We start from the raw sequence: 26,424 nt of genomic DNA on the forward strand, positions 1-26,424 counted from the left end.
GCACAGCATGTCGAGTAACGCGCAGTGACCGTCCTATTTGGCGCTCAACCGCACCGTTTCGTGCAGGTAGACCGCACGATCAGGTAGCGACGGAGGCCGCTGCGGACTCTTCGCACAGGCTCCGGAACGAGCAGGCGGGCGCCCCGTTCGCCTTTCTGGCAGAGCGATGTGCCCTGGAGCACGCCAGGACGGAGGCATCCGCTCACGCACCGCAGACGGCCGCTGGTCCACCCGGAGCAGTCCGCTGCAACCACAGTGGACAGAACGGCCGACCATTGTGGACAGCCTAGGAGGGCCGTGGCACCGTGGGACTCGTGACTGAGCTGAACGCGACATCCGCCGCCCTGCTGGGGCTGCTGCACGACGGCCCGAAGACCGGGGGGCAGCTCGTCGCTGCCGCCACCGAACGCTTCGGTGGTTTCTTCAGCGTGACCCGCAGCCAGGTGTACCGGGAACTGCCCGCGCTAACCGAGTCCGGACTGCTGCGGCTCGGCAAGCAAGGCCCCCGCTCCAGCCAGCAGTACGCGATCACCGCCGCGGGCAAGCGCGCCTTCAAATCCTGGCTGAACACCGAACCCGGGCCGGACAACGTCCGCAGCCCGCTCATCCTGCGCCTGGTGCACGCCGGGCAGTTGACGGCCAAGCAGCGCACCGCCCTCGTCGAATCCGCCCGCGCGCAGTACACCGCGAAGCTGGACGAGGCGAAGAACGCCGCCAAGGCCGCCGACGACCCGTACGAGAAGGCGGCGGCCGACTTCACCGTCGCGCACAACCGAGCCATCATCAAACTGCTCGACGCCATTCCGGAATGAGCCGCAGCCCCGGCCCGCGGTGGGCCGGGGAATCGTTTCCGGTGCCGCGGGGCCCGTCCTCGTGGGCCGGAGCCCGCTGGTGAAGTACCCTTGAACACCGTGAATCCCGACGTCGCCGCAGACCTCAAGGAACTGGCCACCACGCTCGAAGGCATCGAGAGCGTCATGGACCTGGACGCAGTGCGCGCGCAGATCGCCGAACTGGAGGCCGAGGCCGCCAAGCCGGACCTGTGGGACGACGTCGAGCACGCGCAGCAGGTCAGCAGCCAGCTGGTGCACCGGCAGAACGAGCTGCGCAAGGTGACCGACCTGCGCCAGCGGGTGGAAGACCTGGAGGTGCTCTACCAGCTCGGTGAGGACGAGGGCGACCAGGCCAGCGTCGCCGAAGCCGACGAGGAGCGGAACCGGCTCAAGAAGGAACTCGATGCCCTCGAGGTCCGCACCCTGCTGTCCGGCGAGTACGACGAACGCTCCGCGATGGTCACGGTCCGCGCCGAAGCAGGCGGCATCGACGCGGCGGACTTCGCCGAGATGCTGATGCGGATGTACGTGCGCTGGGCCGAGCGGCACGACTACCCGGTCGAGGTCTACGACACCTCCTACGCCGAAGAAGCCGGCGTCAAATCCGCGACCTTCCGCGTCAACGCCCCCTACGCCTACGGCACGCTGTCGGTGGAGCAGGGCACCCACCGGCTGGTGCGGATCTCCCCGTTCGACAACCAGGGCCGCCGCCAGACCTCGTTCGCCGGGGTCGAAGTGCTGCCGGTGGTGGAGGAGACCGACCACGTCGAAGTTTCGGAGAAGGACATCCGGGTCGACGTCTACCGCTCCTCCGGCCCCGGCGGGCAGAGCGTGAACACCACCGACTCGGCCGTGCGGATCACCCACCAGCCGACCGGCATCGTGGTCTCCTGCCAGAACGAGAAGTCGCAGCTGCAGAACAAGGCCGCCGCGCTGCGGGTGCTGCAGTCCAAGCTGCTGGCCCGCAAGCGGGAGGAGGAGCGCGCCGAGCTCAACGCGCTCAAGGACAGCGGGTCGAGCTGGGGCAACCAGATGCGCTCCTACGTGCTGCACCCGTACCAGATGGTCAAGGACCTGCGCACCGAGCACGAGGTCGGCAACCCGGAGGCGGTGCTGGAAGGCCAGATCGACGGGTTCCTGGAATCGGGCATCCGCTGGCGCCGCCAGCAGGAAGCCGCGGCCTGACCGACGCCGCCGGGCCGAGCGGCCCGCCGCCCTTGCGGGTGAACCGAGCCGATCGCCCACCGGGCCGATGATCAAGCGCTGACCTGCGGTGGGAACCCCGATCTCGGGGTGCTCGCGGACTGGCCCGGGTGAGCCGTAATCCCCCGAACGGTCGCAGGTAAACTCACCGCCCGTGATCCGGCTTGAGCACGTGTCCAAGGGCTACAAGACCTCGACCCGCCCCGCGCTCGACGATGTTTCCGTCGGCGTCGACAGAGGCGAGTTCGTGTTCCTCATCGGCCCCTCCGGCTCGGGGAAGTCGACCTTCCTGCGGCTGCTGCTGCGCGAGGAAGTGCCTTCCCGGGGCCGGGTGTTCGTGGCCGACTGGAACGTCGCGAAACTCCCACGCCGCCGCGTCCCGCGGCTGCGCCAGCGCATCGGGTGCGTGTTCCAGGACTTCCGCCTGCTGAACAACAAGACCGTCGCGGAGAACGTGGCGTTCGCGCTGGAGGTCATCGGCAAGCCCCGGCACACCATTCGCAAGGTGGTGCCGGAAGTGCTGCAGCTGGTGGGCCTGGACGGCAAGGCGGACCGGATGCCGCACGAGCTCTCCGGTGGGGAGCAGCAGCGCGTGGCGATCGCCCGCGCCTTCGTGAACCGTCCGCTGGTCCTGCTGTGCGACGAACCGACGGGCAACCTCGACCCCGATACGAGTCAAGACATCATGCTGCTGCTGGAGCGGATCAACCGCACCGGCACCACAGTGCTGATGGCAACGCACGACCATTCGATCGTTGACTCCATGCGGCGCCGCGTCGTCGAACTCAGCGTCGGCCGAGTGATCCGCGACGACGCCCGCGGCGTCTACGGCGTCGGCCGCTGACCCGTCCCGCACCCCCGAACCCAGCCAGGAAGCACACTCCAAGATGCGCGCGAGCTTCGTATTCAGCGAGGTCATCAACGGCCTTCGGCGCAACGTCACGATGACCATCGCCATGATCCTCACCACGGCCATCTCGGTCGGCCTGCTCGGCGGGGGTCTGCTGGTGGTCCGGCTGATCGACCGGATGCAGGACGTCTACCAGGACCGGGTCGAGGTCGTGGTGTTCCTGACCGACGACATCAGCGCCAACGACAGCAGCTGCACGCAGCAGCCGTGCGCCGGGCTCAAGGGCGAGCTGACCCAGTCGTCCGGTGTCCAGTCGGTCAAGTACGAGAACCGGGACCAGGCGTTCGCGAACTTCCAGAAGGCGTTCGAGAACATGCAGGAGCTGCGGGACGTGGCGCGCAAGGAAGCCATGCCCGCCTCGCTGCGGATCAAGCTCAGCGACCCCGAGCGGTTCGGCGCGATCCAGCAGAAGTTCGAGGGCAAGCCCGGCGTGGACAGCGTCGTCGACCAGGCCGAGTACCTGGACCGGCTGTTCAACGTGCTCAACGGGATCCGCAACGCGACGTTCTCGGTCGCGCTGGTGCAGGCGCTCGGCGCGTTGCTGCTGATCTCCAACACGATTCAGCTCTCGGCGTTCAACCGGAGAACGGAAACCGGCATCATGCGCTTGGTCGGGGCCACGCGCTGGTACACCCAGTTGCCGTTCTTGCTGGAAGCGATGGTGTCCGGGTTGCTCGGCGCGGTGTTGGCGGTCGTCGGACTGCTGATATCGAAGGCGGCGTTCATCGACAGGGTCATGGGGCCGGTGTTCGGCACCGGCATCATCCCGGAGATCGGCTACGCCGACATCGGCGCGGTTTCCCCGATCATGCTGCTGGTGGCGGCGGCGATCTCGGCGACCACCGGTTACGTCACGCTGCGGCTGTACGTGCGGCTCTAGGAAATGGGTTTGACCAGCTGGCTTAGAGTCGAAGCATGGTGAAGGAACGCGGCCGCAAGCTCATCGCCCAGAACCGCAAGGCGCGGCACGACTGGTCGGTGCTGGACACCTACGAGACCGGCATCGTGCTGACCGGTACCGAGGTGAAAAGCCTGCGGCAGGGCAAGGCGTCGCTGGTGGACGCGTTCGCCACCGTGGACGAGGGCGAAGTGTGGCTGCGCAACGCGCACATCCCCGAGTACACCGAGGGGACCTGGACGAACCACGAGCCGCGCAGGTCCCGCAAGCTGCTGCTGCACGGCTGGGAGATCGACCGGCTGCTCGGCAAGATCAAGGAGACCGGGCTGAGCATGGTCCCGCTGTCGATGTACTTCTCCGACGGCAAGGCCAAGGTCGAACTCGCCCTCGCGCGCGGCAAGAAGGCGCACGACAAGCGGCGTGACATGGCCAAGCGGGACGCCGAGCGGGAGATGGCGCGGCACGTCGGCCGAGTGCGCAAGGGCCGCGTGTGACGAGGTCGGACGTGACTGGGTCGGACGTGACTGGGCCGGACGTGACTGGGCCGGAACTGACGGGACCGGAGACCGACGCGCAAGTGCGGCCGTGGCTGGCCGAGCTCGGCATCCCCGGCCTGGTCGATCTGCACACGCACTTCCTGCCGGAACGCGTGCTGCAGAAGGTGTGGGCCTACTTCGACCAGGCAGGCACGCACTACGGCATGGACTGGCCGATCCACTACCGGCACGACGAGCCGACCAGGCTGCGGCTGCTCGGCGAACTCGGCGTCACGACGTTCGCGCCGCTGGTGTACCCGCACAAGACCGGCATGGCGGAGTGGCTGAACGAGTGGGCGCTGGATTTCGGTGCGCGCACGCCCGGTGCGGTGCCCACGGCCACCCTCTACCCGGAGCCGGGCATGGCCCGCTCGCTGAGCGCCGCGCTCGATTCCGGGGCCCGCTGCGTCAAGGTGCACGTTCAAGTCGGCGGGTTCGACCCGCGCGACCCGCTGCTCGACGAATGCTGGGGCAGGCTCGCCGAAGCCGGCGTGCCGGTCGTGGTGCACTGCGGGCACGGCCCGCTGCGCGGTGCGCACACCGGGCTGGACGTGTTCGGCGAGGTGCTGCGCAGGCATCCGTCGCTGACCGCGGTCCTCGCTCATGCCGGAATGCCCGAGTACGGCGCGGCGTTGGACTTGGTGCACCGCTACGAGCGGGTGCACCTCGACACCACGATGGTCGGGGTGGCCTTCACCGAGCAGTTCGCACCGTTGCCGGCTGACTGGTCGGCGCAACTGGCCGCCGTACGCGACCGCGTGGTGCTCGGCACGGACTTCCCGAACATCCCGTACCCGTACGCGGAGCAGCTCGCGGCGATCGCGGGCTGGGCCGGGGCCGACGACCGCCTGGGCACCGACTTCCTGCGTGCGGCGCTGCTGCGCAATCCGGCCCGGCTGCTCGGCGTCGACGGCGCTGACCAGGCGTGACGAGGTTCGGGGATATTGGAATGATCTGCCGAGGGCCACACGTTATGCTGTGGGAAGGCCCGAGCGGCCTGGAAGTGAATGAACGGTACGGCTGCGCTCGATGGCAGCCGACAAGGGGGTGAACGGTTTCGACTCCGTGAGTTGATCCAAGAGAAGCGTGCCGGTGCAGGCGGGAGACCACCGAAAGCGTCGCCGTGAACAAATAAGCGCCGACAAGAGTCAGCGCGAGTTCGCCCTCGCTGCCTGAGCGAGGAGCAACTCTGTCGGACCGGGTACGCCTCCGACCCGGAATCCGGCATCGACAAGGAGGCTGCACCATCAGGACCGGTCGCGGGGCCTGGTGGGACATCCAACAGCGACTGGGCTCGTCACCTCGGCTAGTTCGCGAGACCGAGGGAGCCAAGTAGCGGCATAGCGGACTGCGCACGGAGAAGTCTTGGTGAAGCGACGGAGGACCCGGGTTCGATTCCCGGCACCTCCACGAGGCGGCGGATGCTGCTCACCGCGGCTGCGGGTTCGCCGGTGCCTGTCGTGTTAGTTGCGGGGGCCGAGCCCCCGCAGGCCCCCACGGTGCGGTGGTCGGCTTTTGTCGGCTCCGCACCGTTTTGTTGTTGGTGGCTTGGTCGTGGACCAGCCTCCGGTGGTGGCGGATGCTGCTCACCGCGGCTGCGGGTTCGCCGGTGCCTGTCGTGTTAGTTGCGGGGGCCGAGCCCCCGCAGGCCCCCACGGTGCGGTGGTCGGCTTTTGTCGGCTCCGCACCGTTTTGTTGTTGGTGGCTTGGTCGTGGACCAGCCTCCGGCGGTGTTTGCGTTGGCTGGCGTCTGGTCCTTGTCGGCCCGCGGTCGCGCACTCGGCAGGTATGTCGACTGTTTTCGGTCAATGAACAGGGAAAATGGCGTTTCGAGGGTCCACAGTGGTCGGAACTGGCAGCTGCCTGGAGCCGGTGGCGAAATCGGAGTCCGGCGTGTCCGCACCGTGTTCGCCTTTTCCGATCGACGTGGGCGTCGTCCGTACCGCCATGGTCGCTGAACAATGCGGGCGGTTGACAAGGCAACGTCAGGGTTGTGACGGCTCGCGGTTCTCCAGCGATGCCGCCGCTTCTTCGCAGAGCTCTCGGATTCGGCCGCGCGGGAGTTCGATCAGCGTGGCATCGAGCAGATCGGGGCGCCGTGCGGTGAGCTGGATGCGTTCCCGCGCCGCGTTCTTCGTCATCGGCCCTCGCGCCGAGTCGCGGCTGAACCGGACCAGCCCGTCGCGCCACACGTTGCCGACCTTGCCGTGCGCCCGGTCCAGCAACTGGCGGGTCAGCCGCGCGGAAGGAGTGCCTACCAGTGCGGCTTCGACGAGCGCGTAGCGGGAATCCGGCTCGTTGCGGCGGAATCGCAGCGCGTACTTGTCCGCGATGAGGTCGCCCAACTCCCGCCGAGCCGTTTCGCCTGCGACGTCGGGGTGCTCGCCGGGCACCAGCAGGACGACTCGTTCGGCGTTGACCGCCAGCAAGACGCGCAGCAACCACGGACCGGGGTCGGCGGAGAGGTCGGCTGCGACGGCGAACGAGGGCTGCCTGGTGATCGCGGCGGGCAGCCCGCTCGACATCAGCGTGCCGAGCCGCACGTAGCCGATGTTGCCGAACGAGGGCTGCCACCCGTCGGCCAGCACCGCGAGCGGCAGGTCCTGCTCGCCGGTGGCGGCCGTGCGCAGTGCTTCGATCGTCGGCTCGTCGAGTGCGGCGTTCGCTCCTTCCAGGGATTGCGCGCCATGGGTGTAGATGTTCGGTGCGGACGACCGCGCCGGGGCGTCGAACGCCTTCCACGTCCGCGAGGTCGGCCTGCACACGTACAGGTCGCTGGCGCTGCCCACGGCCTGGGCGCCAGCGTAGCTGTTGAAGTCCGGCAGGATCGCTTCGTAGACCAGGTGCAATTCCTGGATCGCCCGCTGGACCTTCAACCCCAGCGTCGGCTGCCGCTCCCCGAAGCCGTAGGCCAGCACCAGCCGTCCCAGCTCGCGGTCCCGGAGCGACGCCAGGCCGCGGGAGAGGAACAACGCCACGCCCTCGGGCGTGTAAGGCGGATCGGTGATCAGCAGGTCCGCGGATTCCTTGGCAGCGCTCGGGAAACCGAACCGGAAATCCGCGAACAGGCAGCGGATGTTCAGCCCGCGCCGCCGCGCCTGCTCGTCGATGAACTCCAGGATCCGCTCGTCCACGTCGACGACGGTGATCGCGACACCGGTGTTCACCTGCGCCACCGCCAGCGACGTCAGGTCGTGATCGCCCGCGCAGAGCAACTGCGCACCGGACAGGTCGAACGTCGCGTCCAGCCACAACGCGCGCCGCACCACCGTTTCCGCGGTCGCCGAAACGTGGTCCAGCGCTTGCCGTCCCCGCGGAGCCGCCGCGATCAGGCGATCCATCTCGTCGATCGTCGATCGGTGCCGTTCCAGCGCGGGCGCCAGCGGATCGGCCAGCCGGACTCGCCGCAACTGCTGGTAGCCGAACCGCTCCCGGTAGCTTTCCGCGCGATCCGGACGCAGGCGGATGCCGTCTTCGCCGGTGATCAGGTCGGGGCCGACCGCTTCCAGCACCGCCTCGACGCCGCGGCGGGATACCGCGGAGAGCCGGACCAGCGACGCCAGCGTGTGCGGGCCTTCCGTCAGCAGCGCGATGATCTCGCGCAACGGACGCGCGTGCGCACCGGCCGCCGACACCAGCTGTTCCGCGTTCTCCAGTGCGTCGCGGGCAGGCGCTGAAGGCGTTTCGTCGGTGGGCACGGGCGTACTCTCCCACAGCGCGAATGCGCTGGTGGACCCTGGTTGTGCTGCGGTTCGGGCGTTCAGTCGACCAGTGCGTAACCGTTCTCGAGACCTTCGCGGAGCCAGTTCTCGACGGTGCCCGTCCGATCGGTTACACGGGTTTCGCCGAGCAGCTCCGGATCGATGATTCCCGCTTCCACCGGGCACGGCGCGGCGGTCCCGCGGCTCATCGCCTCGACAATGGAAGGGCGGGCGGTGCTCAGCTCGGCACGTACCAGGCGGCGCGCTCGACCGGACGCGGATCGTTTACCACTGCGGATTCTTCGGCGAAGCGCATGGTGCGCCGTTGCGGGGGCACGTGCTGCGGCCATCCGGGATCTCCGTTCGTGGCGAAGGAAATCCACGCCGAGTGCATCGCCCGGGCCAGTTCCGCCGGTGCTTCCGGCTCGCCCAGCAGCTTCTCGGGGCCGTGCAGCTCGGGGTCGTGCGCGCGGTCGAACACGAACGGCAGCTCGACGCCGTGCGACGCGCCCAGCTGCCCCTCCAGCGCCGGGGACGGCCAGGCGAACTCGTAGCGGTAGGTCGCTGCCGGGTGCGCGGAGTGCGCGTCGGCGAGGCTGCGGCTGCCCGCGCCGAACACGCCGTCGCTCCAGATCGCCGAGCGGAGTTCGCCCGCGGAGGCGCCCGGTCGTTGCTCGCGGTAGGCGGCGATCAGCCGATCCGGGTCGGGATGTGCTTGCGCCGCAACCACTCGCACATCGTCCATTGTGGACCTCTGGTCGGCCAGGTAGAGGTTGGCCTCCTCCTCGGTGGTGCCGACGATCAGATCGACGTCGCACCCGGCTCCGGTGGCGAGAACCTCCGCGGGCGGCCGTTCCAGCACCGGCCCGAGCCGGGAGATGCCGAGGAACGGATCAGCCCGCCCATGCACCCGAGGGTCCACCGGCGCCAAAGCGCCCAGCGCAGCCAGCAGGCGCTCATCCGGGATCTCCGGGATGTCGTCCCGCCGGACTCCGAGATCGCGGGCCAGCGCCGAGCTCAGGAGTTCTGCCTGCGCCGGGGCGAACGAGCCGGTACCCGAGCCGCTCTGGCTGATCGCGCGGCGGAAAAGCCCGCGTGCGGCCGGATCGGCGAGGGCCGCCGCGGTGATCATCGCGCCCGCGGACTGACCGAACAGCGTCACGTTGTCCGGATCCCCGCCGAAGGCGCTGATCTCTTCCTGCACCCATTGCAGGGCCATCAGCACGTCGAGCAAACCGCGGTTGTCCGGCCGTCCCGGCACCGAGAGCCAGCCCGGCACGCCGAGGCGGTAGTTCAGCGTCACCAGCACCACGCCGTCGCGGGCGAACGATTCGCCGTCGTAGAGCGATCCCCGCGCCGACCCGGCCACGAAACCGCCGCCGTGCACGAAGACCATCACCGGTAGCCCGCGGGTCGCCGCGTCCGGGGTCCACACGTTCACCGTGAGGTGGTCGTCGCCGCGCACCCATCCCGGGCCCAGGAACGGGCGCATGTCGAGCCGGCCGAGCCGGTGCTCGGGCATCGGAGCCGTCGGACCCGGGCGGGTCGCGTCCCGCACTCCGTCCCAGCCGGGGTGCGGTTGCGGCGCGGCGAAACGGGCGGTGGGCGGCGCGGCGTAGGGGATCGCGGAGAACGCATGGCCGGAACCGCACCGCCGCCCGCGCACGGAGCCCTTCGACGTGCCCACGATCATGCTTGCCTCCGTTTCGGGCGGGGAAGGCCGCCCGGTTCGTCGCGGATCGGTCACCACACCGGCCGATGCACGTTGTGACCACTGTGGACGGTTAGGTGCGACGTCGCCCGCCGATGCTAGCGACGACGCTCCGAGTCGGTCGGAGAGCGGATGCGCCTCGGTTCGGCGCGCCCGCTTCCGCGCACCGGATTTCGCGGAAACGCGGTTGCAGCGAGCGTTCGCGGGATAGCGTGCCGGATCGTGCAGCAACCTCAGTGGCAGAACCAGCAACCGGGTGGAGCAGTGCCGCCGCAGCAGCAGACGCCGCAGCAGCAAGCTCTGGCCCAGCCGTCCGCCCGGCCCGTGCCCGTGCTCGTCGCGACCGTGTTCGGCGGCGCGATCGCGCTGGCCCTGTTCGGCCTGGCGGCCTACACCCTCATCGTCGGCTGGAGCGGCGCGAGCGGCGGCGGAGAGATCGTCGTGCTCCTGCTGGCCTTCATCATCGCGGGCGTCGGAGTGCTCTACGGCCTCGGCGCCGCGGCGCTGCTGCACTCGAAGTTCCCGAATCCCGCGCCGATGAAGCTGGCTGCGACGGGCACGGCGCTCATCGTCGCGTTCGGAGCCACCCGCGCGGCCCGCGTGCACACCGACGGTCCCGGTGTCGCCGGTCTCGTCGGTTGGGTGGTGATGGGATTGGTCGTGATCACGCTGCTGGTGCTGCTTTCCCGCCCATCGGTCAAGCAGTGGGTGCAGGCGACGCAAGCGCACTCCCGCAGCCTTGGTCACGTGCCCAAACGCGGACCGCGCTGAGCGTTCCGCCGGGTCACTCGTCCTCCTGCTCCAACGCGCCGATCCAGAGGTGGTCCCTGGCGCGGGTCGCGGCGACGAGCAGCTGGCGCTGCAAGGTTTCCAACTCGTCCCGGTGGTAGGAGATGGGACGGCGCTCGTCGGGCAGGAACACCGCGCGGAACTCGCTGCCCTTGGCCCGGTGCAGCGTGCCCACCCGGATGCCGCCGTCCGGCGAGCCGTCCCAGTCCTCCAGCCGGACCACCGGAAATCCGTTGCGGCGCAACACTTCCACCCACTCCTGGGCGGCCGCGTTGGTGCGGGTGAGCAACGCGGTCTCCGCGGTCTCGTCGAGTTCGCGCAGCGCGCTCAGCACCGCCTCGTGCTGTTCGGTGCCGTTCCACCGCACGACCTGCCCGCCGGAGAGCACCGGCAGCGCCCTGCGGAGGTTCACGGCAGGCCCGCCGTCGAGGTCGTCGAAGCGGTTCACCGCGTCCAGTTCGGAAGCGGCCTCCACGATCGCCGCCCGGTTGCGGTAGTTGCGCCGAAGCACTTCGCCCCGCCCGCGCAGCGAGATCCCGGCCTCGGAAAGCCGCCAGCCACCGGCGAAGACCTGCTGCTGCCCGTCGCCAACAAGCAGCAGCTGGTTCGGCCCGGAGCCGCTGATCGCGTGCACCAGCCGCAGCCCGACCAGCGCGAGGTCCTGCACCTCGTCGACCACGACCGCGGAATAGTTGCGCGGCAACGGTTCCCGGCCCAGCTCGTCCAGCGCCCGGATCAGCACGTCGTTGTGGTCGTAGATCCCGCGCTCGCACAGCTCGCGCTCGTACTCGCAGTAGAATTCCCAGACGTGCGCCCGGAAACCGGTGCTTAGCCGACCGCCCCGGCCGCGCCGCGGCGCGGCCCGGTACGCCTCCAGGGTGCCCAGGCCGCGGCCCTTGATCACCCGGTCTATCTCGTCCTTCCAGTAGAGCCGGGACGGACGCGCGTTGGCCAGCGGACCGCGGCGCCCGGAACGCTCCCAGACCGCGGTGAACGCCGCCTCCACCGCGCGATCGTCCACAGTGGTCTCGCGGCCGCGTTCGGCGAGCAGTTCCCGCGCCCAGGAGTGCAGGTTGCGGAACTGGACCCGGTGCGCCACCTGCGGTGCCAGCGCGTGGAACTGCTCGCGCACCAGCTTCGGCAGGCCGCTCAAGTGCGTGGTGAACAGCAACTCGCCGGTGCTGCGCCGCGCCAGGTACGCCAGCCGGTGCAGCGCCAGCACCGACTTGCCGGTGCCCGCGGGACCGGTGATCCGCGCCGGGCCGCTGTACTGCCTGCGCACCGCGCCGAGCTGCACGTCGTCCAGGAACAGCCGCCAATCCTGGAACGGGCCGCGCACCGCCGCGTCGAGCCGCTCCTGGCGCAGCTGCCGCACCTCGAACAACCCGGAGTCGCGGCCCGAGGAACCCAGCTGCCCGGCGCCGCGCGGCCGCGGGATGCGGTGCGGGTTCCAGGCGATCGGGGTCAGGTCGAACGTGCGGGTGTCCAGGTGCCGGGCCGCGGCCAGCGCGTCCGCCGGGTCCAGCGCGGTCTCCGCGGGCAGCAGCACCCGGTCCAATTCGGACTCGGTGATCGCCGTGTGCTCGCCGCGGTTGCCGGTCTCCGAATAGCCCGCCGGGTGCACCACGACCGCGCGCAGCGCCGCCTCGGTGAGCAGGCCGTGCGGCGTCGCCAGGCCCGCGAGCAGCTCCGCGGTCCACACGAACGCCGCGCGGGTCGCTTCCCAATGCGGCTCGTCGTCGCGCAGCAGCACCACCAGCACGCCGCCAGGGCCGACCAGCACCACGTCCGGCCGGTTGTCCGGGGTGTGCGGCGCGAACTGGTTCAGCAGCGTGTACCAGCCGGTGCCGTGTTCCACGGCGAACCGTTCGAGCACCCGCTTCTGCCACGTGGGCAACGGTGGGCGGGCACGCAATTGCGCATCGGCTTCGCGGCGCAGGCGCTCCCGGCCGTGATCGTGTGTCCCGGTCACGTTGTACTCCCCGACTTCAGCACGCAGTGCTCGTTCGACATTAGAGCTTTCCGGCGCGATTTCGAGGGCCGCGAGCGCGCGTCACCTTAATGTCGCAGGCGAGCCGCATTCCGGTGGCCTCCACAATGGAAGGCGTGGACCCGCTGCACGATCCCGACGACGAAGCGCTGCTCGACCCGCGGCAAGCGCGTGACCTGGCCGGACTGGTGGAGACCGCGCAACTGGCCTCCGGTGCGATCCGCTACGGCCGGATCGGCCGCATCGGCGCGGCGAACGCGGTGCTCAACCCGGAAAACCCGCTGACCAGCGCGAATCACGCCTGCGGGCTGTGGGGGACGCTGGCCGAGGTAGCCACGACGCTGCTCCGGCTGGAGCAGTCGTTCGCCGATGCGGGGCGTTCCGAAGCGGTGGTCTACGCCTCGCCGTCCACCGTCGTCGAGATCGAAGGCATCGCCGACGACGCCGGATGGCGCGCCGTGCAGGAGAACATGGCTCAGCTGCACCGTTCTCGGACGACGGTGACGGTGTCCACCGAGCCCGCGCTGGACGGCGACCTGCGCGGCATCGCCGAGCTGATCGCCGACGACGCCGGGCTGAGCGGTTCCGGCGAGCAGCGCCTGGCCCGCTCGCTCGGGCACCGGGTGGACGATCCGCGCTGCGTGCTGCGGGTGCTGCGGGATGCGGAGGCGGACCGGCTCGCCGGATTCGCACAAGGGTTCACCGAGCGGGGCATCGGGCTCGTCGAACACGTGGTGGTGCGGCCGGGCCGCAGGCGCCGGGGCGCGGGCAGCTCGCTGGCGACCGAGGTCGTCGACGAGCTCTACGCGCGCGGCGCCCGGCTGATCGCCGGGCACGGCGAGGAAGGCGGTGCCGCCGAACGGTTCTCCGAAGCCTGCGGGTTCGAGCCCGCCTACCCCGTCACCGCCTACGCGCGGCGGGTCGACGAGCTGCTGGACTGATGTGTCCACCCACCCCGATCGGGGTATGTCGTCGTTGGCGCTGACGACCGCGGCGCCGGAATCCGTGGCTAGGTGGGTGAGCACGAATGACGGCGACGATGCGGCTGCCCAAGCCGGTGGCCGAGACCTGGGAGTGGCAGCTGCAGGCGGCCTGCCGGGACCTGAGCACCAGCAAGTTCTTCCACCCCGAGAACGAACGCGGCAGCGCCCGCAGCAACCGGGAGGAGCAGGCCAAGCAGATCTGCCGGCGCTGCCCGGTGATGCTGGCCTGCCGTGAGCACGCCTTGGCCGCGCAGGAGCCCTACGGGGTCTGGGGCGGTCTCGGCGAGCGCGAACGGCAGGACCTGATCGCGAAGCGGATGACTCCGCAGCAGCGCACCGCGGCGTGATCGCCATGTGCACCGGCGTTCCCGGCCACCGGCTCCAGGAGCAGGACCTGCTCCGCGAGCTGGCGCGACTGCACAGCACTCGGCACGACACGTTCCTGCACGGCGCACCGGACGCCCTGCGCGAGCACACCGCGCGGGAGTTCGAACTGGAGCAGGAATACCTGCGACGGCACCCGGACCGGGAGGTGGACCCGCGCCGGACCCGCGAGGGTGCGAGAGGAGGCCAGCTTCATGGCTAGTGGGCCGCAGCCGCAATCCCCGTCGTTGCGATCGGTTCCGACCGGCAAGCCGCGCATAGTGATCGTCGGCGGCGGCCACGCCGGGCTGAACATCGCGCTGCGGCTGCAGAAGCAGCTCGCCGACGGCGAGGCCCGGGTGACGCTGATCGACCCGCAGTCGCACATGACCTACCAGCCGTTCCTGCCGGAAGCCGCGGCAGGCTCCATCGAACCCCGGCACGTCGTGGTGCCGCTGCGCGAGACGCTGCGCCGCAGCGAGGTGCTCACCGCGCAGGTCACCTGCATCGACCACGAACAACGCGAACTGACCGCGACGCTGGCCGACGGCTCCGAGGAGCACTTGACCTACGACGTGCTGGTCGTGGTGCCCGGCTCGATCTCCCGCGCGCTGCCGATCCCCGGGCTCGGGGAGCGCGGCGTGGGCTTCAAGACCATCGGCGAGGCCATCTACCTGCGCAACCACGTGCTTTCCCGGCTGGACATCGCGGCCAGCACCTCGGACGTGAAGCTGCGCAGGCGGCTGCTGACGTTCATGTTCATCGGCGGCGGCTACGCGGGCATCGAGGCCATCGCGGAGCTGGAGAGCATGGCCCGCGAGGCGGTCAAGCACTACCGCTCGCTGCGCCCCGAGGACATGCGGTGGATCATGGTCGAGGCGATGGACCGGATCATGCCCGAGGTCAGCGCGCCGATGGGGGAGTACACCCGGCGCCGCCTGGAGGAGCGCGGCATCGAGGTGAAGCTGAACACCACCGCGAAAACGCTGGAAGGCGGGCACGTGGTGCTCTCCGACGGCGACGAGTTCGACGCGGACACCATCGCCTGGACCGCCGGGGTCAAACCGCATCCGATGCTGGAGGACTCCGACCTGCCCCGGGACAGCAAGGGCCGGGTCTCGTGCACCACGAAACTCCAGGTCAGCGGCACCCACGATGTCTTCGCAGCCGGTGACTGCGCCGCCGTGCCGGACTTGACCAGCGACGATCCGGACGCGCTGTGCGGCCCGTCGGCCCAGCACGCGGTGCGGCAGGCGAACACGCTCGCGGACAACGTCCTGGCGCTGCTGCGCGGGCACGAGCTGCGCGACTACCGGCACCGCTACGCAGGGTCCGTCGCCGGACTGGGCCTGTTCCAAGGTGCCGCCGAGGTGTACGGGATCAAGCTCAAGGGCCTGCCCGCGTGGCTGCTGCACCGCGTCTACCACCTGGCGAAGATCCCGACCGCCTCGCGCAAGCTCCGGATCCTCGGCGACTGGCTGATGGAGCTGCCGCTGCGGCGGCAGACCGTGGCGCTCGGCGAACTGCACGACCCGCGCGCCGAATTCGTCCGCGCCGCCAACACCCGCGGACTGCCCAGCGAACACGGGAGGGCGGGTTGAAGCGCCGATGAGCGCCGAACCGTACGTCCCCGCCCGCGCACGACTGCCCGGCCTGCGAAAAGCGGTGCAGTCGTGCGCGGGCTGCGCTCTGCACCGGGACGCCACGCAAGCCGTGTTCGGCAGCGGTTCGGAATCCGCGCGGCTGGTACTCGTCGGCGAACAACCCGGTGACCAGGAGGACCGCAAGGGACAACCATTCAGCGGCCCGGCTGGCGGCCTGCTCGACCGTGCCCTGGAACGCGCGGGAATCGACCGCGACGATGCCTACGTCACCAACGCCACCAAGCACTTCAAGTTCTCCCGGCAGCGCGGCAAGCGCCGCATCCACCAGAAACCCAACCGCAGCGAGGTGGCGGCCTGCTGGCCGTGGCTGGCCGCCGAACTCCGCGTCGTTGACCCGGACCTGGTGGTGTGCTTGGGCGCCACCGCCGCGCAAACCCTGCTCGGCACGACGTTCCGGCTCACCCGCTCCCGCGGCCGCCTCGTCGATCTGCCCGAGTCGGCACTCGCCGGCCACCGTCACGGCCCGGCCCGCGCGCTCGCCACCATCCACCCGTCGGCCGTGCTGCGCGCCGACGACTCCGAGACGGAACTGGAAGGGCTGGTCAACGACCTACGAGTGGCCGCGGAAGCACTCGCGCCGACCTCCGGGTGATCAAGTCGGCCCCCCGTGCTCGGGGCCTCGGCGGGCTGTTGTACGGTATGCAGGCACGCGGTGAACGGGACATCAAACCCCCGGGAAACCGCACCAACCGAACAAGGGGCTGTGGCGCAGCTGGTAGCGCACTTGACTGGCAGTCAAGGGGTCACGGGTTCGAATCCCGTCAGCTCCACCAAGGGTTCTGACCCTGATCTGACCAGCGGTTTTGTTTGGCCGCTGGTCTTTTTGTCTTTCTAGCTAACCCAAGGTGCCGTGCTCAGGTCCTCAGCGTGGGCGTGGGCGGGGGTGGCCTTGTGCAGGTCCGGGCCTGGTCGGTGCGGTTGATCCCGGTGCCCGGCTTATTGGTGCCGGCGTCGGCAGCCCGCAGCGGACCGCGGGCCGCGCGACTTGGGTCCAGCAGCCCTCGTATGAACGCCACCCCGGCCCTGCCACGACTCGAGCAGCGCTCGCAGGACGGGCGCCGAGTCTGCGTCGGACGGTTGGCAGCATGCCTCCGTCGACAGAGATGGCGACGCCGGTGAGGTAGGAGGCGAGGAAGGCGATCAGTTCTGCGGTTCCTCCGGCTGCCCGGGGCGGCCGAGCGGGGCGGCAAGGCGCCGGTGGAACTCCTTGCGGATGGTGTCCAGGTCGCGGCCGGTGGTTTCGGCTTCGTGCAGCAGGCTGGCTTCGACGGCGCCGGTCTCGATGACGCCGGGCATGACCGCGGTCACGCGCACGCCGTGCGGGCCGCAGGCGTGGGCGAGGCTCTTGCTGTAGGAGTTCAGGGCGGCGTAGGGACGCCGCACGATCGCGGTCCTTCGGCGCAGACCGACTTGGCCGCCGAGACGGAAAAGGCGCCGCTCCACTGGAGTCGAACAAGACGTTGGGCGAGAAATTCTCCGGACGGCCGAGCCGTTGTCGAGAATCCCGACTTGGCTGCGGGCGTCGAGATCGATCCGCCCCGGTTGTTTCCAGGAATGCGGAAATGTTGCGGCGCGACGCGCAATTGTTCGGTGGTTCGACGGATTCCGCATTCACGCTGTTGGTGGTGTGCGGTCTGGTAGGGCGCGGGTAGCTTGACGAGTTGTACCGGGGGTCGAAATTTGGGGGTGCGGTGCTTCATCGGAACGCGAGTGGGCGCGCAGTGATCGAAAGGTTCACCTCGATCGCCGCCAGGTTCTCGGACGCGGTCGCCGTACGGGATTCGGGTGGCGCGGAACTCACCTACAACGAGCTGTACGAGAACGCTCAGGACCTGGCCGACGAACTGCTTCGCGCGGACGTCGATCCAGCGGGGCTGATCGCGGTGGACATTCCTTCCGGCATCGATTCCACTATCGCGTTCGTCGCGGTCTGGCTGCTCGGCGGGGCTTACCTTCCGCTGGCTCGTTCCGGTCCTTCCGCGCGGAACGAGCGGATCATCGCGGATGCCGCTCCGCAGGCCGTCCTGACCCTGGCCGGGGACGACTCGGCTGCACCGCTGCTGTGCGGGAAGTACGCGCTCGAGCTGCGACCGGGCTCCCGACGGCCGACGGCGGGTACGGCCTACGTCATCTACACCTCGGGGACCACGGGCGTGCCGAAAGGTGTCCCGGTTTCGCAGCGGAACCTGACCGCGTTGTTCGATGCGGTCGCGCCCTGGTTCGACGTCGGGTTGGCCGACCGGTGGCTGGTGTTCCACTCGCCCGCTTTCGACTTTTCGGTGTGGGAATTGTGGGGCGCGTTGAGCACCGGAGGAACCGCGGTGATCCCGGACGGCTGGACCGTCCGGGATCCGCACCGGTGCGCGGAACTGATCCGGCGCGAGGGGATATCCGTGCTGAGCCAGACACCGACGGCTTTCCGGGAGCTGTCGCCGGAACTGTGCGCGGGAAATCCCGGGAGCCTGCGAATCCGGTACGTGGTGTTCGGCGGGGAGCGGCTGCAAGCGGGCCTGCTCGCGAAGTTCCGGGAAATCTCGCCGGCAGTGCTGTACAACATGTACGGAATCACGGAGGTCACCGTGCACGCCACGATCCGCCGGATATCCCTGAACGACATCGAATGCAACGGGCAGAACATCGGCGAGCCGCTGCCAGGATTCGCCGCCCGCGTCGTCGATGAGCACGACCAGCCGGTAACGCCGGGCAACGCGGGAGAGCTGCTGCTGTCCGGGCCGCAGGTGGTGGCGGGCTACCTCGGCCGGCCGGAGCTCACCGCGGAGAAGTTCACCGCCGCGTCCGGACGGGTGTTCTACCGCAGCGGCGACCTTGTGCGGTGGGAAGACGACGGGCTGGTGTACGTGGGCCGCAACGACGACCAGGTGAAGATTCGCGGGCACCGCATCGAACTGGGTGAGGTCGAGCGCGCGCTGCAAACCGTCCCGGAGGTCTCCGCGGCGGTCTGCGTCGCGCTGCGCGGGGACGGCGGAACCCGGCTCGCGTGCGGATACCTCACCGCAGGCAGCACCGAACTGCCCCGCAGAAGGTGGCGGCAGGCCCTCGCGGACCGGCTGCCCGCCTACATGATCCCGGAAGCGTTCACCCGCCTGGAAACGATCCCGCGAACAGACAACGGAAAGATCGACCGCGCAGCACTCGAGCAGATGTTCCGGAGGGCGCCGTGCAAGCCGATGCCATGAAGTCCGATGCCGCGAAAATCGAACGATCGGTCGTGGAGTGGCTCCGCGCCGAACTGGATGATCCCGAAATCACCGCCTCCGACAATTTCCTGGACGTCGGTGCGCATTCGCTCACCTTCGCCAAGCTCAACAGGTTCCTGAGCGATTCCTTCGGGGTCGCCCTGGAAGCGCGGGAAACCTACGAGGCCCCGCTGCACGAGGCCGTCGCAAACCGACGTTCCGTCGATCGACCAGCGCACCGGTAGGAGATTGCCGTGACCGAGAACCTCGACATCGACCACTCGCTGTCCGCTGCGGACGAGGAGTTCTTCCAGCGGAACGGCTACATCGGCCCGATCACCGTCTACACCCCCGAAGAAATGGACGAGATGTGGCGGACGGTCCGCAGGCAGACGCTGGACCGATCGCACGCGGCCTACCCGGAAGACGCCAGTTCCGGCGGAACGAACATCGCGAACTACGACCGCCACCTGGACATCGACCTGCTCGCGCAGCACGTCTGCAACGCGCGCATCGTCGATCGCGTCGCCTCGGTGCTGGGGCCGGACATCCTCTGCTGGCGCACCGAGTTCTTCCCCAAGTACCCGGGCGACGAGGGAACCGACTGGCACCAGGCGGACACCTTCGCCAACGCGAGCGGAAAGCCGCAGATCCTCTGGCCCGGCGAGTCCGAGGACGACTTCGGGGCGGGCACGATCACGGTGTGGACCGCGTTCACCGAGTCGACCCGGGAGAACGGCTGCCTGCAGATCATCCCGGGTTCCCAGAACAAGATGAACTACGACGAGACGAAGCGCATGGACTACAGCGAGTCCCGCATCAATGCCGAGCAGAAGGACGGGATCGCGCGGGGGTTCTTCGGATACGATTACCGGCAGCTGCAGATCGATCCGGACTGGACGCCCAACGAATCCGACGCCTTCTCGCTGGTGATGGAGAAGGGCCAGTGCGTCATCTTCTGGTCGACGCTGATGCACGCTTCGCTGCCGAACACGAGCGAGGGCAAGAACTATCGCATGGGCTTCGCCTCCCGATATGTGCCGACCAAGGTCCGCGTCTATCCGGACACCGACTCGGTGCAGGAGTACGGCGGGAGCATTCCGCTGGAGAACTACGGGGCCGTCGTGGCGCGCGGCGAAGACCGCTACGGGCACAACCGGATCGCCACCCGGACGCTGCGCGGGACGCCGTTCCGGACTCGAACCGCTTCTTGACGCGGCCCGGCCCGGTGCTGCGAAGCGCCGCGCGACCGTTAGACCATACGGTACGATCGGTGAAATGAACGATCCCGTGGTTCATCAACTCGCCGTGTACCTGGACGACACCTACGCGACCGAGGTCAGCACCACCGTCATCGCCGGCGCGCTGCACGACGAGCAGCGCTGTCTCGCCGTCCGGGACAACATCGTGCATCCCCAGGGCGGCGGCCAGCCGGCGGACATCGCGACGCTGAACGGGGCAGCGGCCTCGGTCGTCCGGGTGCAGCACGACCAGCCGCTGGTCGCGCTCGTGCCCGAGCTGCCTGCCGGGGAGCTGCCCGCGGTGGGCGAGCGGGTTTCCGTCGCGGTGGACCGGGCCGCCCGGCTCGAGCACGCCGCCCTGCACACCGCGGGTCACCTGGTGGATGCGGCCGTGCGCGCGCGGGATTACCGGCACATCGTCAGCAATCACTTTCCCGGCCAGGCCCGCATCGAGTTCGAGGCGGGCACGGCATTGGAAGACGCCGAGGAGTTCGTCGCCACGGTGCAGGCCGATGTGCACGCCGTGATCGACAAGGACCTGCCGGTCGAGGCGTACTGGGCGGACGGGCGCCGCTACGTGCGGATCGGCGAGTTCTCGCTGGACGAGTGCGCCGGCACGCACGTTTCGCACCTGGACGAACTCGCCGATCTGGTGGTCCGCTCGGCCAAGGTGAAGAAGGGACGGCTCAAGGTTGGCTACTCCGCGCGCTACCGCGAAGGGGCGGACCGGCGGTAACGAAGCGTGGGCGGCCCGGCTCGGCCGTTCCGCATCGGCCGGGGATCTCGCGGTCGTCGGCGTCGCGGCGGTGTGGGGGTCGTCCTACGCCGTGATGCAGGCCGTCAACGCCACCGGCCTGTCCTTCCCCAACTTCCTCGCGCTGCGGTTCGCCGCGGCCGCGTTGCCGCTGCTGGTCTACGCGGTTCTCGCGCGGGTCCGTTTGAATCGGCGCGAACTGCGCCACGGGCTGCTCTACGGCGCGCTGCTGTTCACGATCCTGCTGCTGGAGACGTCCGGGGTGGCCTACACCAGCGCTGCCAACGCGGGGTTCCTGATCACCCTGTCGGTGATCCTGGTGCCGCTCTACAGCAGGGTGTTCGGCGGAGTGCGGCAGCGGCCCGCGATCTACGCGCTATCGGCCGTAGCGCTGCTCGGGTGCGCAGCGTTGACGCTGGGGAGCTCCGGGGCGCCGTTCGCGGTGCGGCCGGGCGATGGGCTGATCCTGGCGGCGGCTCTGGTGCGCGCTTACCAGATCTTCTCGTTCGGGCGGACCTCGAGCCATCGCGACTTCAACGTGCTGTCGGTGACGCTGGTCGAGGTCGTCGTGGTCGCCGCGCTGAGCCTTCTGGTGTCGCCGCTGTTCGGTCCGCTGCTGACCGAGCAGGTTTCCGCGATCACGCCGGGGGTGTGGGTGCTGATCGCGTACCTCGGCGTGCTGGGCACCGCGTTCGCGTTCGCGGCGCAGCTGTTCGCGGCTCGCCGGACCAGCGCCACGCGGGTCGCCATCATCATGTCCACCGAGCCGGTCTTCGCGGCGTTCTTCGCGATCGTCCTGCGCGGGGAGGGGCTGATGCTCATGCAGATCGTGGGCGGGGTGCTGATCGTCGTCGCGGCCGCGTTCGGGCGCCTGCTGGAGAACCGCGCGCAGGAGGCCGCGGCGTGACGCCGGCCGGTCGGCTTCCGGCTGTCGCGCTCATCCCACCTGCCTGCTGCGGCGCGGGCTACTTCCGCCGACTCCGCCGGGCGCTGGGGGCCGGGGTGGAGATCTGCGGAGTCGAGTTGCCCGGCCGCGGACGCCGGTACCGGGAACCCGCGCTGACCTCGGCTGAACGGGCTCTCCGGGACGTGCAAGCGCAGGTTCCGCACTCGGTGGGGGTGGTTTACGGCGAGAGCCTGGGCGCCTACATCGGCCTGGCGCTGCTCGCCGAGCGCGGCGTGGGGACCTGCCTGATCGCCGCGTCCAATCCGGCTCCGCGCACTCGCGACGACATCGATCTCGCGGGCATCGATTCGCTCGACGGCGCCGCCGCGATCCTGTCCCGGCTCGGCGGCGGTCCGCCTGCGGAGCTGGGGCAGGACCCCGCCGTCGCCGCGCAGGCGCACGCGCTGATCCGGAGTGATCTGCTGCTTTCGCAGGGATTCATCGAGCTGACCCGGCGGCTGGTGGTGGACGGGGACGTTCGCGTGCTCGCCGCTTCCGAGGACGGCGGGATGCAGCAGCCGGAGGCCTGGCAGCGGCACACCCGGGGTTCGTGCAGCACGGTTCGGCTGACGGGACCGCATCTGCTCTCCGGCGCGAATCCACGCGGTGTCGCCGATGCCGTCCTCGCAGTGCTGCGGGAACGGTGACGGTCATTGCCGCGCGGCGCTGTCCACGTGCAACGGCGAGGCGATCACGACGGTGATGTCGGCCGGGTCCGCACCGGTCGAGTACGTGTGCGGCTGATCGCCGGGGAAGGACAGGCAATCACCGGGAGCGAGATCCGCGAGATCGGCGTTCGCGCCCGCGCGGAGCTCACCCGAGGCCACGATGAGGCTTTCGATCGTTCCGGGCGCGTGCGGCGCACCCGTCGTTTCGTGTTCGGCCGGGATCCGGAGCCGCCAGATCTCGACCGAGTAGCTGCCGTGCAGGCGCCGCAGCAGTTCGCGCGTGGGGCCGTCCGGATCGCCGGGCGTGCCGGGCACTTTCACGGACGTTTCGGTGCTTTGGAAGCTCACGAGGTCGGCCAGCGGCAGCGCCAGCGCCACCGCCAGCGCGTCCAAGGTGCCGATCGTGGGGTTGCCGCTGCCGGCTTCGATGCTGGAAAGCGCCGCTTTGCTGATGCCTGCGCGACGGGCCAGCTCGGCACTGGTGAGGCCGCGGGCGCTGCGGATGCGCTTGACGTGCGCGCCGATCGCGCGGCCCGTCGAGCGCGACACCGGATCGCCTTGGGCCTGCGTCACAATCCCTCCCGCGCACCGTGCTCGCAATGCAGTTCGACGCGCGGAGCGTAGCAACCGGTCCCGGCGCACACCGGAAACCGCCGCGTCGACGGGTTCATGGCCTGCGGCGGGGATGCGTGCAGCAGCACCAGCCCGATCGCGTCGTGCCCGGCTGCGCCGACCGCGGTGGGAGCAATGTGCCGTGCAGCGACCAGTTCTCGCCGTCCCGGCTCCAGTGCAGGTAGTCGCGCTGCCACGGCCGCCGCGCGACCAGCCGCCGTTCGTGCAGCTCGTGCTGGGTTTCCCACGCTCTTCCGATGCCGTGCAGCGCGCGCTGGAGCAACATCATCGAGCCCTCCCTGTGTTCTTTAAAACGAACACACAGGAAGATATAACAGCCGATGTGCCGATGAAAGTCGCCCGGTCGCAGGCAACCACGTTCTTTCCGCGGCTCACGCGCACGCGCCGGCTCGGCGGCGGGGATCAGCGGGAGGCGGCCTGCTCGACCAGCTCGGCGGCGTATCCGGCCACCGTCTCCGGGCGGCTGCGCGGCAGCCAGTGCCCGCCGGGAACCCGGTGAACGCGCAGGTCCGGCACCCACTCCGCGATGCCGGTCTGCACCGGCGGGTGCACGAACCGGTCCGCGCTCGGCGCGATCACCTGCACCGGGACGTCGGTGCGCCGCGGCTCGGGACGGGCGAAGCGGCGGAGCATGTTCGCCCGGTACAGAGCCAAGCCGTGGATCGCGTCCGGCAGCTCGGGCGCGCTCGCCGACCGGTCGAGCGCGCGGACGAGGCGTTGGGTGAGGCCGCTGCGCCAAGCCAGCTCCGGCAGCTTGGGAATCTGGAAGAAGCCGATGTAGCCGGAGGAAGCCAGCTGCGCCACCAGCTCGCGCAGCGCGGGCAGCCCGGCCCGCACGCGGGACCGCATCCACCGCGCGGCGTGGTCCAGGCACGGGCCGGAGATCGAGGTGTACGAGGCGACCCGTCCGCGCAGGTCGTCACCGGTGATCGCGTGCCAGGTCTGGATCGAGCCCCAGTCGTGCGCGAGCAGGTGCACCGGATGGTCCGGGCTGACGGCGTCCAGCACCGCCGTCAGGTCCTCCGCGAGCCGGTCGAGCAGGTAGGCGCTGTCCCGATGCGGCTTGTCCGACTCGCCCGCGCCGCGCACGTCGTAGGTGACGACGTGGAACCGGTCTTGCAGCGACTGCACGACGCCGTCCCACAGCGAGCGGTTGTCCGGATAGCCGTGCACGCACACCAGCGTCGGCGCGGTTCGCGGGCCGGATTCGACGACGGCCAGCGACGTACCGTCCCGGGAAACGACCCGCCGAACCATCGCAAAACCTCCTGTTACCGGAAGTAACGGCTACTGGAGGTGGAACTATGCAGCGTCCGGCGCAGCGCTGTCAACGCGCTGCCGCGATCGTGCGGGGCGACGGCTGTGCCCCGCCGCAGCAGTGCGGCCGGCTCAGCCGAGCAGCGGCCGCACCTTCTGGCCGAAGTCGTGCACGCCCTTCTCGAACTCGTCGAAGGTGAACATCACCCCGCGCACGCCCGGCATCGAGGTCACCTTGTCGAGCTGGCGGGCGATCGTCTCGTGCGAGCCGACCAGGGTGCCCATGTTGAGGTTGATCGCGCCTTCCGGCAGGTTGATCGTCTTCGCCGTGCCGCCCTCCGGCGCGGAGGCGTCCTTGGCGCCCTCGTCGGCCATGTAGCCGAGAGCTTCCAGGTCCGCGCCGGCGTGGTAGGAGCGCCACTTCGCCCAGGCTTCTTCGTCGGTCTCGGCCATGATGAGCATGAACAGCGGCAGCGAACCCACGTCCCGGCCGGTCCGCTCGGCCGCGGCCGCGAGCCGCTGCACCGGTTCCGCGTAGTTCTCCGGGGCGTTGACGCCCGGGGTGAGCACGAAGTTGTAGTCGCCGACCTCCGCGGTCATCCGCATCCCGCGATCCGACTGGCCCGCGCAGACCACGTCCACGTGCCCGGACGGGCGCGGTTCCAGGCGGCAGTCGCTCATGCCGAAGAACTCACCGTCCAAGTTGGACACTCCGGTGGTCCAGAGTTCGCGCAGCACCCGGACGTATTCGGTCGAGTAGTCGTAGCGCCGCTCGAAGTACTCGTCGCCCGGCCACAGGCCCATCTGGTCGTACTCGTTCTTGGCCCAGCCGGAGACGATGTTGACCCCGAAGCGGCCGGGCGCGATCGAGTCGATCGTCGTGGCCATCCGCGCCACCATCGCGGGCGGCAGCGTGAGCACCGCCGTCGAGGCGTAGAGCCGGATCCGCTCGGTCACCGCGGCCAGCCCGGCCATCATCGTGAACGATTCCAGGTTGTGGTCCCAGAACTCCGTCCTGCCGCCGAAACCGCGCAGCTTGATCATGGACAGCGCGAACGCGAACCCCTGTCGCTCCGCCTCCAGCGCCACGTTCTTGTTCAGCTCGAACGACGGCATGTACTGCGGTGCGTTCTCCGAGATCAGCCAGCCGTTGTTCCCGATCGGCAGGAAAACGCCGAAATCCATGGGTGTTCCTCACGTCAGATGCATTCGCGCGGAACATACGGCGACCTACCGGCGGCCGGTGCCGCCAAGTAGCGGATCATGACGTCGTGACGCCACAGCGCCGCATCAAGCCCTGCGCGTCGAACGGCGCGTGCGCCTTGATGTCGTTGTCGAAGTAGACGTGCACGTCGCGGCCGGAATCCTTGCGCGGCGCGGGATCGGCGGCGGTGTGCGGAGTCGCCGGGCTCTTCCCCGCGTGCCAGGCGCGCACCAGATCCGCCCACTCGTCCAGCGCCTCGGCGGTGTAGCCGCTGGCGTAGAGCTCCTCGGCGCCGTGCAGCCGCACGTAGCAGAAGTCGCTGGTCACGTCGTCCATGCGCGGCCACGTTCCGGCGGTGTCGGCGGTGACCAGCGCGATGTCGTGCGCGCGCAGCAGATCGACGCACTCCGCGGTGGCGAAGCTGGGGTGGCGGGCCTCCAGCGCGTGGCGCAGCGGGCGGTCGGCGTCGGTCTCGGTCAGCGCGCGGCCGCGGAGTCGTTCGTCGTGTCCGCCCGCGAGTTCCGCGGCAGCGGCCGTGCTGCGCGGGAGCAGGTCGAAGAATTCCGCCAGTCGTTCCGGATCGAACCGCGTCGTGGCGGGCAGCTGCCACAGCAGCGGGCCGAGTTTTCCGCCGAGTGCCAGAACACCGGAAGCGAAGAAGTTCGCCAGCGGCACCTCGACGTCGCGCAGCCGCTTCATGTGCGTGATGAACCGGCTGCCCTTGACCGCGAACACGAAGTCGTCCGGGGCCTGCTCGGCCCACCAGCGGTAGCGCTCCGGTCGTTGCAGCGAGTAGAAGGAGCCGTTGATCTCGGCGGAGCCGAGCTGCCCGGCCAGGTATTCCAGCTCGCGGCGCTGCGGCAGACCGCGCGGGTAGAACGTGCCGCGCCACGGCGGGTAGAGCCAGCCCGAAGTGCCGATGAAGATGCCCGCCATCGCCCGC

The 26,424-nt window shown here is 69.7% G+C and carries 28 protein-coding genes, 1 tRNA gene and 1 other RNA gene; 20 read left to right on the top strand and 10 right to left on the bottom strand.

The window, feature by feature from the left end; genetic code table 11:
* Window positions 1-314 precede the first annotated feature (314 nt).
* The 7 genes from V1457_RS12545 (at window position 315) to ssrA (ending at window position 5,793) form a co-directional block, all read left to right on the top strand.
* Window positions 315-812, top strand: coding sequence for a PadR family transcriptional regulator (locus tag V1457_RS12545; RefSeq protein WP_200072644.1), 498 nt, complete (start codon window positions 315-317; stop codon window positions 810-812).
* Between the two features lie 99 nt (window positions 813-911).
* Window positions 912-2,018, top strand: a complete 1,107-nt coding sequence (prfB, locus tag V1457_RS12550; protein WP_338603730.1) for a peptide chain release factor 2 — start codon at window positions 912-914, stop codon at window positions 2,016-2,018.
* A 172-nt stretch (window positions 2,019-2,190) separates the two neighbouring features.
* A complete protein-coding gene (gene ftsE / locus V1457_RS12555) occupies window positions 2,191-2,880 on the top strand; it encodes a cell division ATP-binding protein FtsE (RefSeq protein ID WP_200072646.1) in 690 nt (229 codons plus the stop codon).
* Between the two features lie 43 nt (window positions 2,881-2,923).
* On the top strand, window positions 2,924-3,826 hold the full coding sequence (gene ftsX, locus V1457_RS12560) for a permease-like cell division protein FtsX (protein WP_200072647.1): 903 nt from the start codon (window positions 2,924-2,926) through the stop codon (window positions 3,824-3,826).
* Window positions 3,827-3,861: 35 nt separating this feature from the next.
* The gene (smpB, locus tag V1457_RS12565) at window positions 3,862-4,338 is read left to right on the top strand and encodes an SsrA-binding protein SmpB (RefSeq protein WP_200072648.1); all 477 of its coding nucleotides are present in this window, start codon (window positions 3,862-3,864) and stop codon (window positions 4,336-4,338) included.
* A gap of 56 nt (window positions 4,339-4,394) precedes the next feature.
* Window positions 4,395-5,309: an amidohydrolase family protein gene (locus V1457_RS12570; RefSeq protein ID WP_200072767.1), complete on the top strand. Its 915-nt coding sequence runs from the start codon at window positions 4,395-4,397 to the stop codon at window positions 5,307-5,309.
* A gap of 114 nt (window positions 5,310-5,423) precedes the next feature.
* Window positions 5,424-5,793: a transfer-messenger RNA gene (gene ssrA / locus V1457_RS12575) on the top strand.
* A 572-nt stretch (window positions 5,794-6,365) separates the two neighbouring features.
* On the opposite strand, the gene V1457_RS12580 is transcribed toward ssrA, so the two are convergent.
* The 3 genes from V1457_RS12580 to V1457_RS12590 form a co-directional block, all read right to left on the bottom strand.
* Window positions 6,366-8,078 carry a bis-aminopropyl spermidine synthase family protein gene (locus tag V1457_RS12580; protein WP_338603738.1) on the bottom strand — a complete coding sequence of 571 codons (1,713 nt, stop codon included), beginning with the start codon at window positions 8,076-8,078 and terminating at the stop codon, window positions 6,366-6,368.
* A 62-nt stretch (window positions 8,079-8,140) separates the two neighbouring features.
* Window positions 8,141-8,290 (bottom strand): hypothetical protein, encoded by a 150-nt coding sequence (locus V1457_RS12585; RefSeq protein ID WP_200072650.1) that lies wholly within the window; start codon window positions 8,288-8,290, stop codon window positions 8,141-8,143.
* A 29-nt stretch (window positions 8,291-8,319) separates the two neighbouring features.
* Window positions 8,320-9,774 carry a carboxylesterase family protein gene (locus tag V1457_RS12590; protein ID WP_338603742.1) on the bottom strand — a complete coding sequence of 485 codons (1,455 nt, stop codon included), beginning with the start codon at window positions 9,772-9,774 and terminating at the stop codon, window positions 8,320-8,322.
* Window positions 9,775-10,014: 240 nt separating this feature from the next.
* Here V1457_RS12590 and V1457_RS12595 point away from each other — a divergent pair, with 240 nt between their 5' ends.
* Window positions 10,015-10,563: a hypothetical protein gene (locus V1457_RS12595; protein ID WP_338603745.1), complete on the top strand. Its 549-nt coding sequence runs from the start codon at window positions 10,015-10,017 to the stop codon at window positions 10,561-10,563.
* Between the two features lie 13 nt (window positions 10,564-10,576).
* Here V1457_RS12595 and V1457_RS12600 read toward each other — a convergent pair whose 3' ends face one another.
* Window positions 10,577-12,553: a UvrD-helicase domain-containing protein gene (locus V1457_RS12600; protein WP_338603748.1), complete on the bottom strand. Its 1,977-nt coding sequence runs from the start codon at window positions 12,551-12,553 to the stop codon at window positions 10,577-10,579.
* A gap of 89 nt (window positions 12,554-12,642) precedes the next feature.
* Here V1457_RS12600 and V1457_RS12605 point away from each other — a divergent pair, with 89 nt between their 5' ends.
* The 6 genes from V1457_RS12605 (at window position 12,643) to V1457_RS12630 (ending at window position 16,354) form a co-directional block, all read left to right on the top strand.
* Window positions 12,643-13,512, top strand: a complete 870-nt coding sequence (locus tag V1457_RS12605) for a GNAT family N-acetyltransferase (RefSeq protein WP_233628209.1) — start codon at window positions 12,643-12,645, stop codon at window positions 13,510-13,512.
* Between the two features lie 86 nt (window positions 13,513-13,598).
* Entirely contained in the window at window positions 13,599-13,901 is a 303-nt protein-coding gene (locus V1457_RS12610; protein ID WP_200072654.1) for a WhiB family transcriptional regulator, read from the top strand.
* A gap of 5 nt (window positions 13,902-13,906) precedes the next feature.
* Window positions 13,907-14,140 carry a DUF6158 family protein gene (locus V1457_RS12615; RefSeq protein ID WP_233628227.1) on the top strand — a complete coding sequence of 78 codons (234 nt, stop codon included), beginning with the start codon at window positions 13,907-13,909 and terminating at the stop codon, window positions 14,138-14,140.
* Window positions 14,133-15,518 (top strand): NAD(P)/FAD-dependent oxidoreductase, encoded by a 1,386-nt coding sequence (locus V1457_RS12620; protein ID WP_200072655.1) that lies wholly within the window; start codon window positions 14,133-14,135, stop codon window positions 15,516-15,518. Before V1457_RS12615 ends, V1457_RS12620 begins: the two co-directional genes overlap by 8 nt.
* Before the next feature lie 7 nt (window positions 15,519-15,525).
* Window positions 15,526-16,173 carry a UdgX family uracil-DNA binding protein gene (locus tag V1457_RS12625; RefSeq protein WP_338603755.1) on the top strand — a complete coding sequence of 216 codons (648 nt, stop codon included), beginning with the start codon at window positions 15,526-15,528 and terminating at the stop codon, window positions 16,171-16,173.
* Window positions 16,174-16,278: 105 nt separating this feature from the next.
* Window positions 16,279-16,354, top strand: a tRNA-Ala gene (locus V1457_RS12630).
* 367 nt (window positions 16,355-16,721) lie between these two features.
* Here V1457_RS12630 and V1457_RS12635 read toward each other — a convergent pair.
* Window positions 16,722-16,964 (bottom strand): SDR family oxidoreductase, encoded by a 243-nt coding sequence (locus V1457_RS12635; protein ID WP_338603758.1) that lies wholly within the window; start codon window positions 16,962-16,964, stop codon window positions 16,722-16,724.
* A gap of 338 nt (window positions 16,965-17,302) precedes the next feature.
* Between V1457_RS12635 and V1457_RS12640 the strand changes: the two genes are divergently transcribed.
* From V1457_RS12640 to V1457_RS12665, 6 genes are all read left to right on the top strand, one after another.
* Window positions 17,303-18,778 carry an amino acid adenylation domain-containing protein gene (locus V1457_RS12640; RefSeq protein WP_200072658.1) on the top strand — a complete coding sequence of 492 codons (1,476 nt, stop codon included), beginning with the start codon at window positions 17,303-17,305 and terminating at the stop codon, window positions 18,776-18,778.
* Complete coding sequence (locus V1457_RS12645) at window positions 18,760-19,023, top strand: acyl carrier protein (RefSeq protein WP_200072659.1); 264 nt, start codon at window positions 18,760-18,762, stop codon at window positions 19,021-19,023. The genes V1457_RS12640 and V1457_RS12645 overlap by 19 nt, the downstream gene beginning before the upstream one ends.
* A 9-nt stretch (window positions 19,024-19,032) precedes the next feature.
* Window positions 19,033-19,992 carry a chlorinating enzyme gene (locus V1457_RS12650; protein ID WP_307850260.1) on the top strand — a complete coding sequence of 320 codons (960 nt, stop codon included), beginning with the start codon at window positions 19,033-19,035 and terminating at the stop codon, window positions 19,990-19,992.
* A 64-nt stretch (window positions 19,993-20,056) separates the two neighbouring features.
* A complete protein-coding gene (locus tag V1457_RS12655; protein ID WP_338603765.1) occupies window positions 20,057-20,755 on the top strand; it encodes a hypothetical protein in 699 nt (232 codons plus the stop codon).
* Entirely contained in the window at window positions 20,712-21,680 is a 969-nt protein-coding gene (locus V1457_RS12660; protein ID WP_338603768.1) for a DMT family transporter, read from the top strand. The genes V1457_RS12655 and V1457_RS12660 overlap by 44 nt, the downstream gene beginning before the upstream one ends.
* The gene (locus V1457_RS12665) at window positions 21,677-22,366 is read left to right on the top strand and encodes an alpha/beta fold hydrolase (protein WP_338603771.1); all 690 of its coding nucleotides are present in this window, start codon (window positions 21,677-21,679) and stop codon (window positions 22,364-22,366) included. Before V1457_RS12660 ends, V1457_RS12665 begins: the two co-directional genes overlap by 4 nt.
* A 3-nt stretch (window positions 22,367-22,369) precedes the next feature.
* Here the strand turns inward: V1457_RS12665 and V1457_RS12670 are convergent, their stop codons facing one another.
* The 5 genes from V1457_RS12670 to V1457_RS12690 all read right to left on the bottom strand — a co-directional run bounded on the left by V1457_RS12670 (window position 22,370) and on the right by V1457_RS12690 (window position 26,417).
* Window positions 22,370-22,936 carry an XRE family transcriptional regulator gene (locus V1457_RS12670; RefSeq protein WP_307850261.1) on the bottom strand — a complete coding sequence of 189 codons (567 nt, stop codon included), beginning with the start codon at window positions 22,934-22,936 and terminating at the stop codon, window positions 22,370-22,372.
* 118 nt (window positions 22,937-23,054) lie between these two features.
* Window positions 23,055-23,288 (bottom strand): hypothetical protein, encoded by a 234-nt coding sequence (locus tag V1457_RS12675; RefSeq protein WP_295140141.1) that lies wholly within the window; start codon window positions 23,286-23,288, stop codon window positions 23,055-23,057.
* Between the two features lie 134 nt (window positions 23,289-23,422).
* Entirely contained in the window at window positions 23,423-24,277 is an 855-nt protein-coding gene (locus V1457_RS12680) for an alpha/beta fold hydrolase (protein ID WP_338603777.1), read from the bottom strand.
* Window positions 24,278-24,409: 132 nt separating this feature from the next.
* A complete protein-coding gene (gene rutA / locus V1457_RS12685; RefSeq protein WP_338603780.1) occupies window positions 24,410-25,462 on the bottom strand; it encodes a pyrimidine utilization protein A in 1,053 nt (350 codons plus the stop codon).
* A 76-nt stretch (window positions 25,463-25,538) separates the two neighbouring features.
* Complete coding sequence (locus V1457_RS12690; protein ID WP_200072665.1) at window positions 25,539-26,417, bottom strand: DUF72 domain-containing protein; 879 nt, start codon at window positions 26,415-26,417, stop codon at window positions 25,539-25,541.
* Between the last annotated feature and the right edge of the window lie 7 nt (window positions 26,418-26,424).

The sequence above is a fragment of the Saccharopolyspora sp. SCSIO 74807 genome (assembly GCF_037023755.1).
Classification (GTDB): domain Bacteria; phylum Actinomycetota; class Actinomycetes; order Mycobacteriales; family Pseudonocardiaceae; genus Saccharopolyspora_C; species Saccharopolyspora_C galaxeae.